Source organism: Pseudomonas sp. A6 (assembly GCF_052367875.1).
GTDB lineage: Bacteria > Pseudomonadota > Gammaproteobacteria > Pseudomonadales > Pseudomonadaceae > Pseudomonas > Pseudomonas citronellolis.
In genome coordinates, this window is sequence record NZ_CP198970.1 from 1,169,597 (window position 1) to 1,186,053 (window position 16,457).

Here is a 16,457-nt window from a genome sequence, read left to right on the forward strand (position 1 = left end):
TACGGACGACGCTCCCCTGATTGGTGCCATCGGGCCTTGGCAGGCCCGGCGGCAGGAGACTAGCAATGCAGAACGACGCGAACGTAGTGCCGCTGAACAAGGCGGCCCAGGGCCAGTCGCCGACTGCTATCCCCGGGCGCCTGCCCGCGGCGCTGGTCAACGTCCGTGACAAGGCTTCGGTGCAGCTGCGCCAGGCCCTGCAGGTGTTGTTCGACAATGCCGACGACACCCTCTTCGAGATGGCCGACCGTGCCACCAGCAACGCCGAGCAGAGCGCCTTCTTCGAGGCCATGCGCGACCTGCGCCTGAAGCGCAAGGGCATCGAGCGCGGCTTCGTGCAGAAATTCTTCGAAGGTTTCGCCAACCTCAACCAGTACCAGATCGGCAAGGCGCCGCAGCTGGACGCCGTCTCATTCGACAACCTGTCGCTGGTGCAGAACGACGAACTGGAAGAGACCGTGGCGATGGATGCCATGGTCGGCAAGGTGCTCAGCCGCGACGGCCTGGCCCTGGGCCACCTGACCACGCGCCTGAACACCCTGGTCAGCAACAAGGTCGAGGACAAGACCAACCCGCTCGGCCCGCGCCCGCTGTGCGAGGCCTTCCTCGAGGCCTGCCAGGGCCTGGGCGTGGAGATCAAGGTCAAGCTGATCGTCCTCAAGCTGTTCGAGAAGTACGTGCTTGCCGAGCTCGAGCAACTGTATGCCGAGGCCAACGAGATTCTCGTCACCCATGGCGTGCTGCCGGAGCTGAAGTCCGCCCCCGTGCGCCGCCCGCCGCGTCCCGCCGCCGAGGCCCCGGCCAGCGCCGGCTACGCCGGTGCCGCCGCCCAGGCCGCCGCTTCCGGCGCCTACCTGGATGCCGAGAGCCAGGAAGCCTTCGGCGCGCTGCAGGAGCTGATGTCCCAGGTCCGCGGCAGCCTGGCCGCGCGCCGCCAGGTGCCCGCCGACGCGGTGCCGATTTCCAGCAACGACCTGATGCGCCTGCTCTCGCACCTGCAGGACCACCTGCCGGCCCAAGGCATGGACGAGGTGGACGTGCGCCACCACCTGGACCACCTGCTCACCCGCGTCAGCCACAAGAGCGGGCGCTCGCGGGTGGTGGGGCAGGTCGACGAGGACGTGATCAACCTGGTGTCCATGCTCTTCGAGTTCATCCTCGACGACCGCAACCTGCCGGATTCGCTCAAGGCCCTGATCGGCCGCATGCAGATCCCCATGCTCAAGGTCGCGGTGCTGGACAAGACCTTCTTCAGCCGCGGCAACCACCCCGCCCGGCGCCTGCTCAACGAGATCGCCTCGGCGGCGCTCGGCTGGGCGGAACAGACCGACCTGCAGCGCGACAGCCTGTACCAGAAGATCGAGCAGGTGGTGATGCGTCTGCTGAACGACTTCGTCGACGACACGGCGATCTTCGGCGTGCTGCTGGAAGATTTCATCGCCTTCACCGGTGATGAACGCCGCCGCAGCGAACTGCTCGAACAACGCACCCGCGACGCCGAGGAAGGCCGAGCCCGCGCCGACGCGGCCCGGCACGAGGTGGCGCAGGTGCTCAACCAGCGGCTGTTCGGCCGCACCCTGCCCGAAGTGGTGGTGCGCCTGCTGCGCGAGGCCTGGAGCAAGGTGCTGCTGCTGACCTGCCTGAAGCACGGCAGCGACTCGCAACCCTGGCGCGACGCCGTGGCGACCATGGATGACCTGATCTGGAGCGTCGAGCCCCACGAGGATCCGGAGTCCCGCACGCGCCTGCTGGAAATGGTGCCGCAACTGCTCAAGTCGCTGCGCGAGGGCCTGACCAGCGCGGCCTTCGATCCGTTCTCCACCGGCGAATTCTTCAGCCGCCTGGAGAGCCTGCACGTGCAGGCCTTCCAGCGCTTCAAGCAGGCGCAGGAAGCGGCGGTCGACGACGACCTGCTCGATGGCATTCCGCTGCTCGACGAGGCTGTCGAGGCGCCTGCGGCCCAGGCTAGCAGCCAGCCGGAAATGGTCGCCGTGGTGGAGGAAATCGTCCTGGCGACGCCCGGTGAGGAGCGCGTGCCTGAGCCGGAAGAACTGCTGGCGGACGACGACGAGTCGCTGCGCAAGGTCGACGAGTTGCGCGTCGGCAGTTGGGTGGAAATCCTCGAGGATTCCGAGCACAAGCTGCGTTGCAAGCTGGCCGCGGTGATCAAGCCGACCGGCCGCTACATCTTCGTCAACCGCACCGGCATGAAGGTGCTGGAAAAGACCCGCATGGGCCTGGCCGTGGAATTCCGCCGCAACGCCGTGCGGCTGCTGGATGACGCGCTGCTGTTCGACCGGGCGTTGGAGTCGGTGATCGGCAACCTGCGGCGGTTGAAGAACGGCTGAGCCAGCCGCCTCCTGGGGACTGTGTAGGAGCGCGCCCTGCGCGCGAATCGCGGGCAGGGCCCGCTCCTACAGGGGATGCCGTATCTCACGTCGAACCCGTAGGACTGCGGCGTATAACCGCGAACGGTTATACGCCCTACGACTTGGAATCGAGCTAGCAGGCCTGCGGCCCCCCTAACCCTCTCCCGGAGGGAGAGGGGACTGTTCGGCAGACGCTGGTGTTCCTGAGTCAGCCGGCTAGCACGGTGACTACCGGCTGAGACCAGGTCTTCTCTCGGCACGGACAAGCCCCCTCTCCCTCTGGGAGAGGGCTGGGGTGAGGGAGCGGAGTCAACCCAACGCACCCGCGCCCCCGGGAAACACGGTTCGCGAGCAAGCTCGCTCCTACGAAAAGCGCTTCGGCGCAGTCGGCAAGACTGTCGCTCCCGCACCGAAGCGGCCGTTCTCTTCCGCCGCAAGCTGCTTTAGAGTGGGCCCAATCAAGGAGCCCCTATGCAGTTTGATCCCCGCAGCGGCTGGTGCCAGGGCGTCAGCCACTGTCCTTCGCCCAATTTCAATGCCCGCCCGGAGGGGGAGGTGGTCTCCCTGCTGGTGATCCACAACATCAGCCTGCCGCCCGGGCAGTTCGGCACCGGCAAGGTGCAGTGCTTCTTCCAGAACCGCCTGGATGCCGACGAGCACCCCTATTTCGCCGACATCGCGCAGATGACGGTGTCCGCGCACTTCCTCATCGAGCGCGATGGCAGCGTGTTCCAGTTCGTCTCCTGCAACGACCGCGCCTGGCATGCCGGCGTGTCGCGCTTCGACGGCCGGGAGAACTGCAACGACTTCTCAATCGGCATCGAGCTGGAAGGCACCGACGATGAGCCCTACAGCGATGCGCAATATGCCGCCCTGGCAGAGCTGGGCCGGCAACTGCTGCGGACCTACCCGGCCATCACCCCTGAGCGCATCCAGGGCCACAGCGACATCGCCCCGGGGCGCAAGACCGACCCCGGCCCGGCTTTCGACTGGCAGCGTTTCCTCGCCGCCCTCTGCAAGGAGTCGACATGAGTTTCCTGGTACTGCTGCTGGCCCTGCTGGTAGAGAAGTTCTCCGGCTGGCGCGCGCGCCTGCAGAAGGATGGCGCCTGGCTCGCCTGGCTGGGCCTGGTGCAGGGCCTGCCGGGCGTGGCGGCGCGGCCCTGGCTGGCGCTGCTGGTGGCCCTGCTCGGGCCCTTGCTGGTGCTGGCGCTGGTCCTGACCTTGCTGCAGCCGCTGGCCTACGGCCTGCTGGCGCTGCCGGTGCACCTGCTGGTGCTGATCTGGAGCCTGGGCCGCGGCGACGTGCACCAGGCCATGGGGCCGTTCCGCGACGCCTGGCGCCGCGAGGACCTGCAGGGCGCCTACCACGTCGCCGAGCGCGACCTGGGCGTGCAGGCCGATTCCGATGCCGAGCTGTTCGCCCAGGTCCAGGGCATGCTGGTGTGGCAGGCCTTCCAGGGCTTCTTCGCGGTGATCTTCTGGTACGCCCTGCTGGGCCCGGCGGCGGCCCTGGCCTATCGCCTGCTGTCGCTGACCGAGGTGCACCTGGGCCGGGGCACGGGCCTCGGCGAGCGGGCCGCGCTGCTGCGCCATGCCTTCGACTGGCTGCCGGCGCGGGCCCTGGCGCTGAGCTTCGCCTTCGTCGGCAACTTCGTCGCCGTGGCCCGGGTGCTGCTGCACCACCTGCTGGCCTGGGACTACCCGGCGGCGCGCCTGCTGGCCCAGGCCGCCTGCGTCGGCGAGGACCTGTGCGACGCCACCCCCGGCCCGGCCGGGGTGGCCAGCCTGGATGCGCTCTGGCAACTGCTGGTGCGCACGGCGGTGCTCTGGTACGCGGCCTTCGCCCTGTGCGCGATTTTCCTCTGAGTACCGCACGTCGCCACTGATGGCGTTTTAACCTTAAGTTACAGAACGTCCCGCCGATATCGGGTACACAGGAGCCTGCGCCAAGCGCGGGCTCGTAGCCCGCCTCGGCCATCCCACACAAGAACAACAACGGGAACAGGAGACGTCTTACGTGAAGACCGTGCTCTATCCAGCTATCGCACTGATGAACCGCCTGAGCTTCGGCATGAAGTTCAGCCTCATCAGCGTGCTCTTCTTCCTGCCGATGCTGGTGACCAACTTCTACCTGGTGCGTGATTCCTACCGCCAGTTCGTCAGTACCCGCGCCGAGCTGCAGAGCCTGCAGCTGATCGCCTCGGGCATGCAGATCCGCCGCGACGTCGAGGCCTACAACGACCTCCTGCAGATCAACATCGGCATCGGCCAGACGCGCACCACCGGCGACCTGGACAGCCGCATCGGCCAGCTGCAGCAACGCCTGCACGCGGCGCTTTCGGCGCTGCAGCCGGTGGCGCGGGACAGCGAGCAGGTGGCCGCCTTCACCGCCAAGCGCGACGAGCTGCTCGCCGCCCTCAAGGCCGTGGAGACCGAAGGCTCGATGCAGAGCAAGGCCGGCATGGCCATGCGCCTGCTGAGCAACGTGCAGATCTTCAACAAGCTGCTGGCCACGCAGTCCGGGCTGAGCCAGGACGACAGCGCCGAAGTGCGGCAGATGGCCGACCTGATCAGCAGCGTCACCCCGGCGGTCACCGAGACCATCAGCCGCGGCCGCGTGCTGGGTACCGCGGCGCTGGGCCAGGGGTTCCTCAATTCCTCCACCAGCGGCAAGCTCGACGACCTGCTGCAGGACCTGGAGAAGCTCCACGGCGAATACGCCCTGAAGCTGCAGGAGGCCCTGGGCGCCAGCAACGCGGCGCAGCAGGCGCTGGCCGGCGAGGCCGAGGCCAGCCGCGAGACGCTCAAGAGCCTGGGCAAGCTGATCGAGGACAAGGTGGTGATGGCCGACTCCCTCGACCTGCCCTGGGCGCAGTTCTACGACCAGGTCAGCCAGGGCATGGACAAGACCTACCAGCTCAACGACAAGGTGCTCGGCTACCTCGGCGGCCAGCTGGAGCAGCGCCTGACCGGCAAGCAGGCGCAGATGGTCCTGCTGGTGGTGGCGCTGCTGGTGGTGTTCCTCGCCATCGTCTACCTCTATGGCGGTTTCTACGTCTCCACTCGCTCCACGCTCAAGAGCCTGGGCGCGATGATGGAGCGCGTCGCCGCCGGCGACATGACGGTCAACTACCAGGCGCAGAGCCGCGACGAGCTGGGCGAGCTGGGCCAGGCCTTCAACGAGACGGTGCGCCGCGTGCACGACCTGATCGAGCAGGTGGGCCGCACCGTGGCCGAGGTGGAACGGCAGACCGGCCGCGTGGAAGTGGTGTCGGCGCAGAGCAACCAGGCGGTGGCCGGCCAGCGCAACCAGATCGAGCAGGTGGCCACGGCGATGAACCAGATGGCCGCCACGGCCCAGGAAGTGGCGCGTAGCGCCGCCGCCGCGGTGGGCAGCGCGCAGAGCGTGAACCAGGAGACGGTCAGCGGCCGCGACCTGGTGGAATCCCAGGTGGGCAGCATCCAGCGCCTGGCCGCGGAGATCGACCAGTCGGTGGAAGTGATCAACCAACTGGCTGCCGACAGCGCCTCCATCAGCCGCGTGCTGGACGTGATCAAGGGCATCGCCGAGCAGACCAACCTGCTGGCGCTCAACGCCGCCATCGAGGCGGCCCGGGCCGGCGAGCAGGGCAGGGGCTTCGCGGTGGTGGCCGACGAGGTGCGCACCCTGGCCAAGCGCACCCAGCAGTCCACCGAGGAGATCGAGCAGATGATCTCGCGCCTGCAGAGTGGCGTGGGCGCCGCGGTGAAGGCCATGGGCAGCAGCCACCAGACCGCCGATGGCACCGTCAGCCAGTCGGCGCAGGTGCAGCAGGCGCTGGACAACATCCTCGGCGCGGTGGGCATGATCGTCGACCAGAACCAGCAGATCGCCGCGGCCGCCGAGCAGCAGACCACGGTGGCCCACGACATCGACCAGAACATCGTGCAGATCAACCAGGCCGGCGAGCGCACCGCCCTGGGCGCCAACGAGACCGAGCGCGCCAGCCGCGAGCTGTCCGAGCAGGTGGTGGAGCTGAAGCGGCTGATCGGCGCCTTCAGGGTCTAAAGGGTTTCACCAGCAGCCCGGCACCCGCGCGAGCGCAAGGATGCTTCCCCGTCTCGCGGGTGCCGGGTTGTCGGTGAAAAGGCTGTTGCCGGGAGCGTAGGGCGTATAACGCTCCGCGTTATACGCCGTTTGGCCTCGCCTCCCGGCGGCTCCGGGGTTGATATTGGCGTTGGCTGTGGCTCCGGTGTATCGGCGGATAACCGCGAACGGTTATCCGCCCTACGTTATGGATGGATCTGGTGTAGGGCGCATAACGCCTACGGCGTTATCCGCCGTCTGGCCTTGATTCCCGGCGGCTCCGAGGTTGACCTGGGCGTCGGCTAGGGCCTCGGCGTAACGGCGTACAACCGCGAACGGTTGTACGCCCTACGTCCAGCCGAAAACCTCCCCCGCATTCCGCGTACTAACCTCCGCCAACTCCTCCGCACTCACCCCCCGCAACGCCGCCAGCGCTTCGCAGATCGCCGGCAGGTGCTCCGGGCTGTTGCGCTGGCCGGGGAACATCGCCGGGGCCATGTCCGGGGCGTCGGTTTCCAGCACTATCGACTCCAGCGGCAGTTCCGCCACCGTCTTGCGCAGGCGGTTGGCCTGGGGCCAGGTGGGCGCGCCGCCCAGGCCCAGGCGGAAGCCCAGCTTGATGTACTCGCGGGCTTCCTCGCGGCTGCCGGCGAAGGCGTGGACGATGCCGCGGCGCGGCGGGCGGAAGCGCTTGAGGGTGGCGATCATCGCGGCGTGGGCGCGGCGCACGTGGAGCAGCACCGGCAGTTCGCAGTCGATGGCGATGCGCAGCTGTTCTTCGAACAGCGCCTGCTGCGCCTCCCGGTCCAGGTCTTCGAGGTAGTAGTCCAGGCCGATCTCGCCCACCGCGCACAGCTTCGGGTGGCCGGCCAGGCGTTGCAGGTGCTCGCGCAGGTCGCGCAGGTGTTCGGGACGGTGCTGCGCCAGGTAGATCGGGTGCAGGCCCAGGGCGGCGTAGAGCGAATCGTTTTCCTCTGCCAGTCGCAGCACCCTTTCCCAGTTCTCGCGGAACACCCCCAGTAGCACCTGGCGCTCCACGCCGAGCCTGGCGCAGCGTTGCAGCAGGGCGGCACGGTCGGCGTCGAAGTCCGGGAAGTCGATGTGGTTGTGGGTGTCGACCAGGCGCATGGCGGTCACCCGGCGCGCAGTTTGAGGGTGCGCGGGATGGGGTGCACGCCGGGCTGGTAGTGCTCGTGTTCCACGGCCTCCAGGGCCAGGTCCAGCGCGCGGGCGGCGATCAGCGCGTGCTGCTGGGAAATGGCGTTGACCTTCAGCGGCACGAAGTCGAGCAGCTGGGTGTCGCCGAAGGTGCCCAGGCGCAGGTCGCGCGGCCAGCCGCCGGGCAGCGCCTGGAACACGTCGAACACGCCTTCGAGCAGCACGTAGGAGGTGGTGATCAGCGCGTCCGGCAGGTAGCCCAGGCGCTGCAGCAGGCCTTCCATCAACTGGCGGCCGCACTCGCGGCTGAAGCTGGCGCCCTGTTCGATGAAGCGCTCGCCGCCAAAGCCCTGCAGGGCCTGTTCGAAACCGGCGCTGCGTTCCTGGCTGATGATCAGCTCCGGGCGCGCGCCGAGCAGGGCGATGTGCCGCGGCGCGGGTTGCAGCAGGGTGGCGGTGAGGCGCTGGGCGGCGTCGCGGTCGTCGCTGACCACCGAGCAGAAGCGCCGTGGGTCCAGTTGGCGGTCGATGGCGATCACCGGCACGCCCTTGTCCAGCAATAGCTGGTGGCTGTCGTCGTCGGCCGGCAGGCAGCTGGCCACCACCAGGGCGTCGCAGCGCCGCGCGCGGAACAGGCTCAGGGCCTGGCGCTCGCTTTCCGGTTCGTCGTCGGAGCAGGCGATCAGCAACTGGTAGCCGCGGGCGCGGGCGCCCTGTTCCAGCAGCTTGGCGATGCGCGCGTAGCTGGGGTTCTCCAGGTCCGGGAGGATGAAGCCGAGGGTGCGCGTCTGCCCGCGGCGCAGGCTGGCGGCCTGCTGGTCGGGGTGGTAGCCGTGGGCCTCGATCACCGCGCGCACGCGCTCCACGGTGGCCGCGCTGATGCGCCGCTGCACGGCCTTGCCGTTGATGACGTAGCTGGCCGTGGTCACCGAGACCCCGGCCAGACGGGCGATATCACTGAGTTTCAACACATACCCCGGCACTGCTGACTGACAACTGGAGGCTTCCAAGGATCACGCATTATCGGGTAACGTGCCAGTCTCAATAGGTGAAACGATTCAGCAAAAGCTGTCCCCCTGCCTGCGGCCACTATGCTGGTCACCAGGGACAGCCTCGCTGTTCACCCCAACAAGCGGATAACCGCCCCGTTTCGGCAGCCCGGCTTTCCTCCCGGGCGAGCCGCTGAGGAGAACGATGTGCTCGAACTGACCGCGCAGCAGGTCCGCATGCAACAGCGGGCCGCGGACAAGCCGGCCGCCCTCGAACTGCTCTGCCAGGCCCTGGAGGCCGACGGCCTGGTCGATCCGGGCTACCTCGCCGGGCTCAAGGCCCGCGAGGCCCAGGGCTCCACCTACCTCGGCCAGGGCATCGCCATCCCCCATGGCACCCCACAGACCCGCGACCTCGTGCGCCGCACCGGCGTGCGCCTGCTGCATTTCCCCGAAGGCGTGGACTGGGGCGACGGGCAGATCGTCTACCTGGCCATCGGCATCGCCGCGCGCTCGGACGAGCACCTGAACCTGCTGCAACTGCTGACCCGCGCCCTGGGCGAGGGCGACACCGGCGCGGTGCTGCGCGAGGCGCAGGATGCCGAGCAACTGCTGAAGGCCCTGAGCGGCGCCCCGCAAGCCCTGGCCCTGGACGCGCAACTGGTGGCGCTGGGGCAGGGCGCCGAAGACTTCGACGAACTGCTGCTGCTCGCCGCGCGCCGGCTCAAGGCCGCCGGCTGCGTGGAGAGCGGCTTCCTCGCCGCGCTGCAGCAGGGTGAGGCGCTGCCGCTGGGCGAGGGCCTGTGGTGGCTGGGCGGCGGCGAGAAGGTCAGCAGCCCCGGCCTGGCCTTCGTCACCCCGCAACGCGAGCTGCAGCACGCCGGCCAGCCCCTGCGCGGGCTGTTCTGCCTGGCCGAGCGCGGCGATGCGGCGCGCGTTGTGCTGGAGCGCCTGTGCGACCTGCTGGTGGACGGCCGCGGCGCCGAACTGGCCCGTGCGACTTCGGTGCGCGCCGTGCTGGAGGCCCTGGGCGGCGAGCTGCCGGTGGACTGGCCGAGCCTGAGCGTGCCCCTGGCCAACCCCCATGGCCTGCATGCGCGGCCGTCGCAGGTGCTGATGCAGATGGCCCGCGACTTCGACGGCGAAATCCGCGTGCGCGTCGCCGACAGCGAGGCGGCGCCGGTGTCCATCCGCAGCCTGAGCAAGCTGCTCAGCCTGGGCGCCCGGCGCGGCCAGGTGCTGGAGTTCTTCGCCGAGCCTGCGATCGCTGAGGCAGCCCTGCCGGCCCTGCGCGAAGCGGTGGAGCAGGGCCTGGGCGAGGAAGTCCTGCCGCTGGCGGACGCGCCCGTGGAACCCGAGGCGCCTGCCGAGCCGGAAGCGCCCCTGCTTGAGCTGCTCCGGGGCGAATGGCTGGACGCCATCGCTGCTGCCCCGGGCATCGCCAGCGGCCCGGCGCATCTGCAAGTGGAGCCGAAATTCCAGTACTCCGCCCGCGGCGAATCCCCCGAGATCGAGGCGCAGCGCCTGGCCGAGGCCAAGGCCGCCATCGCCGCGGAGATCGAGGCCCTGGTGGAGCACAGCCGCAGCAAGGCGGTGCGCGACATCTTCGTCACCCACCAGGCCCTGCTCGACGACCCCGAACTGGGCGCCGAAGTGGCCGTGCAACTGGCCGACGGCGCCAGCGCCGAAGCGGCCTGGCACGCGGTGATCGAACGGGCCGCCAGCCAGCAGGAAGCCCTCGGCGACGCCCTGCTCGCCGAGCGCGCGGCGGACCTGCGCGACCTCGGCCGCCGGGTGCTGGCGCGCCTGTGCGGGGTGAGCCTGGCCACCGAGCCGGCGCAGCCGTACATCCTGGTGATGGACGAGGTTGGCCCCTCCGACGTGGCGCGCCTGGACTCCGAGCGCGTGGCCGGCATCCTCACCGTGCGCGGCGGCGCCACCTCGCACAGCGCCATCATCGCCCGCGCCCTGGGCATTCCTGCCCTGGTCGGCGCCGGCGAAGGGCTGCTGGCGCTGCCGCCGGGCACGCCGCTGCTGCTCGACGGCGAGCGCGGCCGCTTCGTGGTGGCGCCTGCGGACGAGGTGCTGGAACAGGCCCTGCGCCAGCGTGAGGAACACCAGCGCCGCCAGGCCCTGGCCGAGGCGCGCCGGCATGAACCGGCGCGCACCCGCGACGGCCATGCGGTGGAAGTCTGCGCCAACCTCGGCGACAGCGCCGGCGCCGCCCAGGCCGTGGAGCTGGGCGCCGAAGGCGTGGGCCTGCTGCGCAGCGAGTTCGTCTTCCTCGACAGCCCGCGCGCGCCGGACCTGGCGGCCCAGGAAGCCGAGTACCGCCGTGTGCTCGACGCCCTCGGCGGCCGCCCGCTGGTGGTGCGCACCCTGGACGTGGGCGGCGACAAGCCGCTGCCGTACTGGCCGATCCCGGCCGAGGCCAACCCCTACCTGGGCGTGCGCGGCATCCGCCTGACGCTGCAGCGCCCGCAGATTTTCGAGACGCAACTGCGCGCCCTGCTGCGGGCCGCCGCCGGACGGGCGCTGCGGATCATGTTCCCGATGGTCGGCCAGGTCGAGGAATGGCGCCGGGCGCGCGACCTGGCGCTGGCCCTGCGCGAGGAATACGACTGCGCCGACCTGCAGCTGGGGATCATGGTCGAGGTGCCCTCGGCGGCGCTGCTGGCGCCGGTGCTGGCGCGCGAGGTGGATTTCTTCAGCGTCGGCACCAACGACCTGACGCAGTACGCCCTGGCCATCGACCGCGGCCACCCGACGCTGTCCGCCCAGGCCGACGGCCTGCACCCGGCGGTGCTGCAACTGATCGACATGACCGTGCGCGCCGCCCATGCCCACGGCAAGTGGGTGGGCGTGTGCGGCGAGCTGGCCGCCGACGCCCAGGCGCTGCCGGTCCTGCTGGGGCTGGCGGTGGACGAGTTGAGCGTGTCTGCGCGCAGCATCCCGCTGGTGAAGCAGGGCGTGCGCGAGCTGGACCTGGGCCAGGCCCGCGAACTGGCCGGCGCCGCCCTCGGCCTGGCCTCGGCGGCGGAGGTCCGTGCCCTGGTGGCGCGGGCCCTGGGGGAGGTGCGCTGATGGCCCGCATCCTCACCCTCACCCTGAACCCGGCGCTGGACCTCACCGTGCGCCTGCCGAGCCTGGAACTGGGCGCGGTGAACCGCTGCGAGGCGGTGCTGGCCCAGGCCGCCGGCAAGGGCCTGAACGTCGCCCAGGTGCTCGCCGACCTCGGCCATGAGCTGAGCGTGGGCGGCTTCCTCGGCGCCGACAACGCCGAAGCCTTCGAGGCGCTGTTCCGCCGCCGCGGCTTCCGCGACGCCTTCGTCCGGGTGCCGGGCGAGACGCGCAGCAACATCAAGCTGGCCGAGCGCAGCGGGCGTATCACCGATCTCAACGGTCCCGGCCTGGAAGTGGATGCCGTGGCCCAGCGGCGTCTGCTGGACGGCCTGGATGAACTGGCCGCCGATCAGGACCTGGTGGTGGTGGCCGGCAGCCTGCCGCGCGGCGTGGACCCGCAGTGGCTGCATGAACTGCTGCTGCGCTTGAAGCGCCTGGGCCTGCGGGTGGCCCTGGACAGCAGCGGCGAGGCCCTGCGCCAGGGGCTGGCGGCCAAGCCCTGGCTGGTCAAGCCGAACGCCGAGGAGCTGAGCGAGGCCTGTGGCCCGGCGGGTGAGGGCGGCGTCGATGCCCAAGCCCGCGCCCTGCGCGCCGGCGGCATCGAGCACCTGGTGCTTTCCGAGGGCGCCGAGGGCGTGCGCTGGTACGGCCCGGACGGGCTGTGGCAGGCGACGCCGCCGAAGGTCGAGGTGGCCAGCACCGTGGGCGCCGGCGACTCGCTGCTGGCGGCCATGGTCGACGGCCTGCTCGCCGGCCGGCCCGCCGAACAGGTGTTGCGCGAGGCCACCGCGGTGGCCGCCCTGGCCGTGACCCAGTTCGACTTCGGCATCGCCGACCGCGAGCGCCTGGCCCGCCTGCAGGCGCAGGTGGCGGTGCGCGCGCTGGATTGATCCGCCCGCCCGCAGCGCCGGGCGGAGCCATAACAAGAGGTACGACGATGAACCTTGCCCTGATCACTGCCTGCCCCAACGGCCAGGTCACCAGCCTGCTCAGCGCGCGCCTGCTGCGCGCCGCCGCCGAACGCCTGGGCTGGTCGGTGTGCGTCGAGAGCAACGAGCCGCAGCGCCCCGAGCAGCGCCTGAGCGCCGAACAGATCGGCGCGGCCGACCTGGTGCTGGTGGTCAGCAGCCAGCCGCTGGACTTGTCCCGCTTCGCCGGCAAGCCGCTGTTCCAGGCGCGACCGGCCGAGGCCCTGGCCGAGCCGGCGGCCTTTCTGCAACGCGCCGCTGCTGAGGCGCAGCCCTGGCAAGGCACGCAGGCCGAGGCCAAGGCGGTGCGGGTAGTGGCGGTGACCGCCTGCCCCACAGGCGTGGCGCACACCTTCATGGCCGCCGAGGCGCTGCAGCAGGCCGCCGAGCGCCTGGGCTGGCAACTGCGGGTGGAAACCCAGGGCTCGGTGGGCGCGCGCAACCCGCTGTCGGCCGAGGACATCGCCGCCGCCGACGTGGTGCTGCTGGCGGCCGACATCGAGGTGAACGCCGAGCGCTTCGCCGGCAAGCGCATCTTCCGCTGCGGCACCGGCGTGGCGCTGAAGCAGCCCGAGGCGACCTTGCGCAAGGCCCTGGAGGAAGGCGCCACAGAAAGCGCCGTCGCCGCCGCTGCGCAGAAGCCGGGCAAGGGCGAGGCGCGTGGGTTGTACAAGCACCTGCTGACCGGCGTGTCGTTCATGCTGCCGATGGTGGTGGCCGGCGGCTTGCTGATCGCGCTGTCCTTCGTGTTCGGCATCCAGGCCTTCAAGGAGCCGGGCACCCTGGCTGCGGCGCTGATGCAGATCGGCGGCGAAAGCGCCTTCAAGCTGATGGTGCCGATGCTCGCCGGCTACATCGCCTGGTCCATCGCCGACCGCCCGGGCCTGGCGCCGGGGATGATCGGCGGGCTGCTGGCCAGCAGCCTGGGCGCGGGCTTCCTCGGCGGCATAGTGGCGGGCTTGCTGGCAGGCTACTCGGCGCGCGCGGTGAGCCAGTGGCTGAAGCTGCCGCAGAGCCTGGAGGCGCTCAAGCCGATCCTGCTGATCCCGCTGCTGTGCAGCCTGTTCACCGGGCTGGTGATGATCTACGTGGTGGGCCAGCCAGTGGCCGGGCTGATGAGCGCGCTGACCGACTTCCTGGCCGGCATGGGCACGGCCAACGCGATCCTCCTCGGCCTGCTGCTCGGCGGCATGATGTGCGTCGACCTCGGCGGGCCGATCAACAAGGCCGCCTACGCCTTCTCCGTGGGCCTGCTGGCCTCGCAGAGCTACGCGCCCATGGCGGCGACCATGGCCGCCGGCATGGTGCCGCCGATCGGCATGGGCCTCGCCACCCTGCTGGCCCGGCGCAAGTTCGCCCAGAGCGAGCGCGAGGCGGGCAAGGCGGCGCTGGTGCTGGGCCTGTGCTTTATCTCCGAGGGCGCCATCCCCTTCGCCGCCAAGGACCCGCTGCGGGTGCTGCCGGCGAGCGTGGTGGGCGGCGCGTTGACCGGGGCGTTGTCGATGTACTTCGGCTGCAAGCTGCTGGCGCCCCATGGCGGGTTGTTCGTGTTGCTGATTCCCAATGCGATGAATCATGCGTTGGCGTATCTGTTGGCGATCGTCGTGGGGAGTGTGGTGACGGGGGTGATTTATGCGGTGCTCAAGCGGGATGAGGCGCAGGGGATGGTGGGGGTGCTGGCGCGGGCCGCCGAATGATCCCGTTGGCCGTTTCACCTTCGCCACAACCCACGCCAAGGTCGAATCCGAAGCCGCCTCGGGCCAAGGTCAGACGGCGGATAACGCCGTAGGCGTTATGCGCCCTACGCCAGGCTTGACCGTGACGTAGGGCGCATAACCGTTCGCGGTTATCCGCCGTTTCACCTTCGCCACAACCCACGCCAAGGTCGAACCCGAAGCCGCCTCGGGCCAAGGCCAGACGGCGGATAACGCCGTAGGCGTTATGCGCCCTACGCCAGGCTTGGCCATGACGTAGGGCGGATAACCGTTCGCGGTTATCCGCCGTTTCACCTTCGCCATAACCCACGCCAAGGTCGAATCCGAAGCCGCCTCGGGCCAAGGTCAGACGGCGGATAACGCCGTAGGCGTTATGCGCCCTACGCCAGGCTTGACCGTGACGTAGGGCGGATAACCGTTCGCGGTTATCCGCCGTTTCACCTTCGCCATAACCCACGCCAAGGTCGAATCCGAAGCCGCCTCGGGCCAAGGTCAGACGGCGGATAACGCCGTAGGCGTTATGCGCCTTACGCCAGGCTTGACCGTGACGCAGGGCGCATAACCGTTCGCGGTTATCCGCCGTTTCACCTTCGCCACAACCCACGCCAAGGTCGAACCCGAAGCAGCCTCGGGCCAAGGCCAGGCGGCGGACACCCGGCGTCCCCCTCGCTCCTACGAAGAGCGCCCCTCAGGCGCTGCGCCGCAACGGCTGCTCTTGCGCCGGCACCGGCAGCCGGTGCGAATCCCCCCGGCCCATGGCGAAGTATTCGAAGCCATAGCGCGCCATCCGCTCCGGATCGTAGAGGTTGCGCCCGTCGAAGATCACCGGCGCCTTCAGGCGGCTGGCCAGCAGCTCGAAGTCCGGGGCCTTGAATTGCTGCCACTCGGTGCAGATCACCAGGGCATCGGCGCCGCCCAGCGCCGCCTCGGGGGTGCCCATCAGTGTCAGGCGTTCGTCATGGCCGTACAGGCGCTGGGCCTCGGGCATGGCTTCGGGGTCGAAGGCGCGGACCTTGGCCCCGGCCGCCCACAGCGCCTCCATCAGGGCGCGGCTGGGGGCGTCGCGCATGTCGTCGGTGTTGGGCTTGAACGACAGGCCCCAGAGGGCGAAGGTGCGGCCCTTGAGGTTGCCGCTGAAGTAGGCGGCGATGCGCTCGAACAGCTTGTGCTTCTGGCGCTGGTTGATGGCTTCCACCGCGCGCAGCAGGTCGCTGGAGCAACTGGCGTCGTCCGCGCTGTGGATCAGGGCCTGGACGTCCTTGGGGAAGCAGGAGCCGCCGTAGCCGCAGCCGGGGTAGATGAAGTGGTAGCCGATGCGCGGGTCGGCGCCCATGCCCTGGCGCACCGCCTCGATGTCGGCGCCCAGGTGCTCGGCCAGCTCGGCGATCTGGTTGATGAAGCTGATCTTGGTGGCGAGCATGCAGTTGGCGGCGTACTTGGTCAGCTCGGCGCTGCGCAGGCTCATGCACAGGAGGCGGTCGTGGTTGCGGTTGAACGGCTCGTAGATCTCGCGCATCACGTCCAGCACCTCGGGCCGCTCGCAGCCGATGACGATGCGGTCGGGGCGGCGGCAGTCGGCCAGGGCCGAGCCTTCCTTGAGAAATTCCGGGTTGGACACGATATCGAAGTCCAGGCTGCGGCCATGCTGGCTCAGCACCTTGTGGACGTGCGCCTTGACCAGGTCGCCGGTGCCCACCGGCACCGTGGATTTCTCGACGATCACCACCGGCGCCTTGCGGTGCAGGGCGATGCCCTCGGCCACCGCGAACACCGCGCCGAGGTCGGCCGAGCCGTCGGCGAGCGGCGGCGTGCCCACGGCGATGAACTGCACCAGGCCGTGGGCCGCGGCCACTTCCACCTCGCTGGTGAAGCGCAGGCGGCCGGCTTCCAGGTTCTCCTTCACCAGCTCGGCCAGGCCGGGTTCGTAGATGCTCACCTGGCCGCGCTGCAGCTTGGCGACCTTGGCCTGGTCGATGTCCATGCAGACCACGTCGTGGCCCACTTCGGCCATGACCGCGGCCTGCACCAGGCCGACGTAGCCGATCCCGAATACGCTGATTTTCATGG

General features: G+C 69.8%; 10 protein-coding genes. 7 read left to right on the forward strand and 3 right to left on the reverse strand.

Features of this window, described 5'->3' with window-relative positions:
- Positions 1-65: 65 nt before the first annotated feature.
- The 4 genes from ACTWJ5_RS05355 (at position 66) to ACTWJ5_RS05370 (ending at position 6,419) form a co-directional block, all read left to right on the forward strand.
- Complete coding sequence (locus tag ACTWJ5_RS05355; RefSeq protein ID WP_301499932.1) at positions 66-2,348, forward strand: DUF1631 domain-containing protein; 2,283 nt, start codon at positions 66-68, stop codon at positions 2,346-2,348.
- Between the two features lie 492 nt (positions 2,349-2,840).
- Complete coding sequence (gene ampD / locus ACTWJ5_RS05360) at positions 2,841-3,401, forward strand: 1,6-anhydro-N-acetylmuramyl-L-alanine amidase AmpD (protein ID WP_253411985.1); 561 nt, start codon at positions 2,841-2,843, stop codon at positions 3,399-3,401.
- Positions 3,398-4,237, forward strand: a complete 840-nt coding sequence (gene ampE / locus ACTWJ5_RS05365) for a regulatory signaling modulator protein AmpE (RefSeq protein WP_444437666.1) — start codon at positions 3,398-3,400, stop codon at positions 4,235-4,237. The genes ampD and ampE overlap by 4 nt, the downstream gene beginning before the upstream one ends.
- Before the next feature lie 1,477 nt (positions 4,238-5,714).
- Positions 5,715-6,419, forward strand: coding sequence for a methyl-accepting chemotaxis protein (locus ACTWJ5_RS05370; RefSeq protein WP_370311529.1), 705 nt, complete (start codon positions 5,715-5,717; stop codon positions 6,417-6,419).
- 366 nt (positions 6,420-6,785) lie between these two features.
- Here ACTWJ5_RS05370 and ACTWJ5_RS05375 read toward each other — a convergent pair whose 3' ends face one another.
- Together ACTWJ5_RS05375 and cra are read right to left on the reverse strand one after the other, a co-directional pair.
- The gene (locus ACTWJ5_RS05375) at positions 6,786-7,565 is read right to left on the reverse strand and encodes a TatD family hydrolase (protein ID WP_444437668.1); all 780 of its coding nucleotides are present in this window, start codon (positions 7,563-7,565) and stop codon (positions 6,786-6,788) included.
- 5 nt (positions 7,566-7,570) lie between these two features.
- Positions 7,571-8,563 (reverse strand): catabolite repressor/activator, encoded by a 993-nt coding sequence (gene cra / locus ACTWJ5_RS05380; RefSeq protein WP_444437670.1) that lies wholly within the window; start codon positions 8,561-8,563, stop codon positions 7,571-7,573.
- Between the two features lie 228 nt (positions 8,564-8,791).
- Between cra and ptsP the strand changes: the two genes are divergently transcribed.
- From ptsP to ACTWJ5_RS05395, 3 genes are read left to right on the forward strand one after another with little or no spacing between them, the layout of a single operon-like run.
- Positions 8,792-11,668: a phosphoenolpyruvate--protein phosphotransferase gene (gene ptsP / locus ACTWJ5_RS05385; RefSeq protein WP_444437672.1), complete on the forward strand. Its 2,877-nt coding sequence runs from the start codon at positions 8,792-8,794 to the stop codon at positions 11,666-11,668.
- On the forward strand, positions 11,668-12,597 hold the full coding sequence (pfkB, locus tag ACTWJ5_RS05390) for a 1-phosphofructokinase (protein ID WP_444437674.1): 930 nt from the start codon (positions 11,668-11,670) through the stop codon (positions 12,595-12,597). Before ptsP ends, pfkB begins: the two co-directional genes overlap by 1 nt.
- Positions 12,598-12,644: 47 nt before the next feature.
- Complete coding sequence (locus ACTWJ5_RS05395) at positions 12,645-14,372, forward strand: PTS fructose-like transporter subunit IIB (protein WP_444437676.1); 1,728 nt, start codon at positions 12,645-12,647, stop codon at positions 14,370-14,372.
- A 706-nt stretch (positions 14,373-15,078) separates the two neighbouring features.
- Here the strand turns inward: ACTWJ5_RS05395 and ACTWJ5_RS05400 are convergent.
- The gene (locus ACTWJ5_RS05400; protein ID WP_444437678.1) at positions 15,079-16,455 is read right to left on the reverse strand and encodes a UDP-glucose dehydrogenase family protein; all 1,377 of its coding nucleotides are present in this window, start codon (positions 16,453-16,455) and stop codon (positions 15,079-15,081) included.
- Between the last annotated feature and the right edge of the window lie 2 nt (positions 16,456-16,457).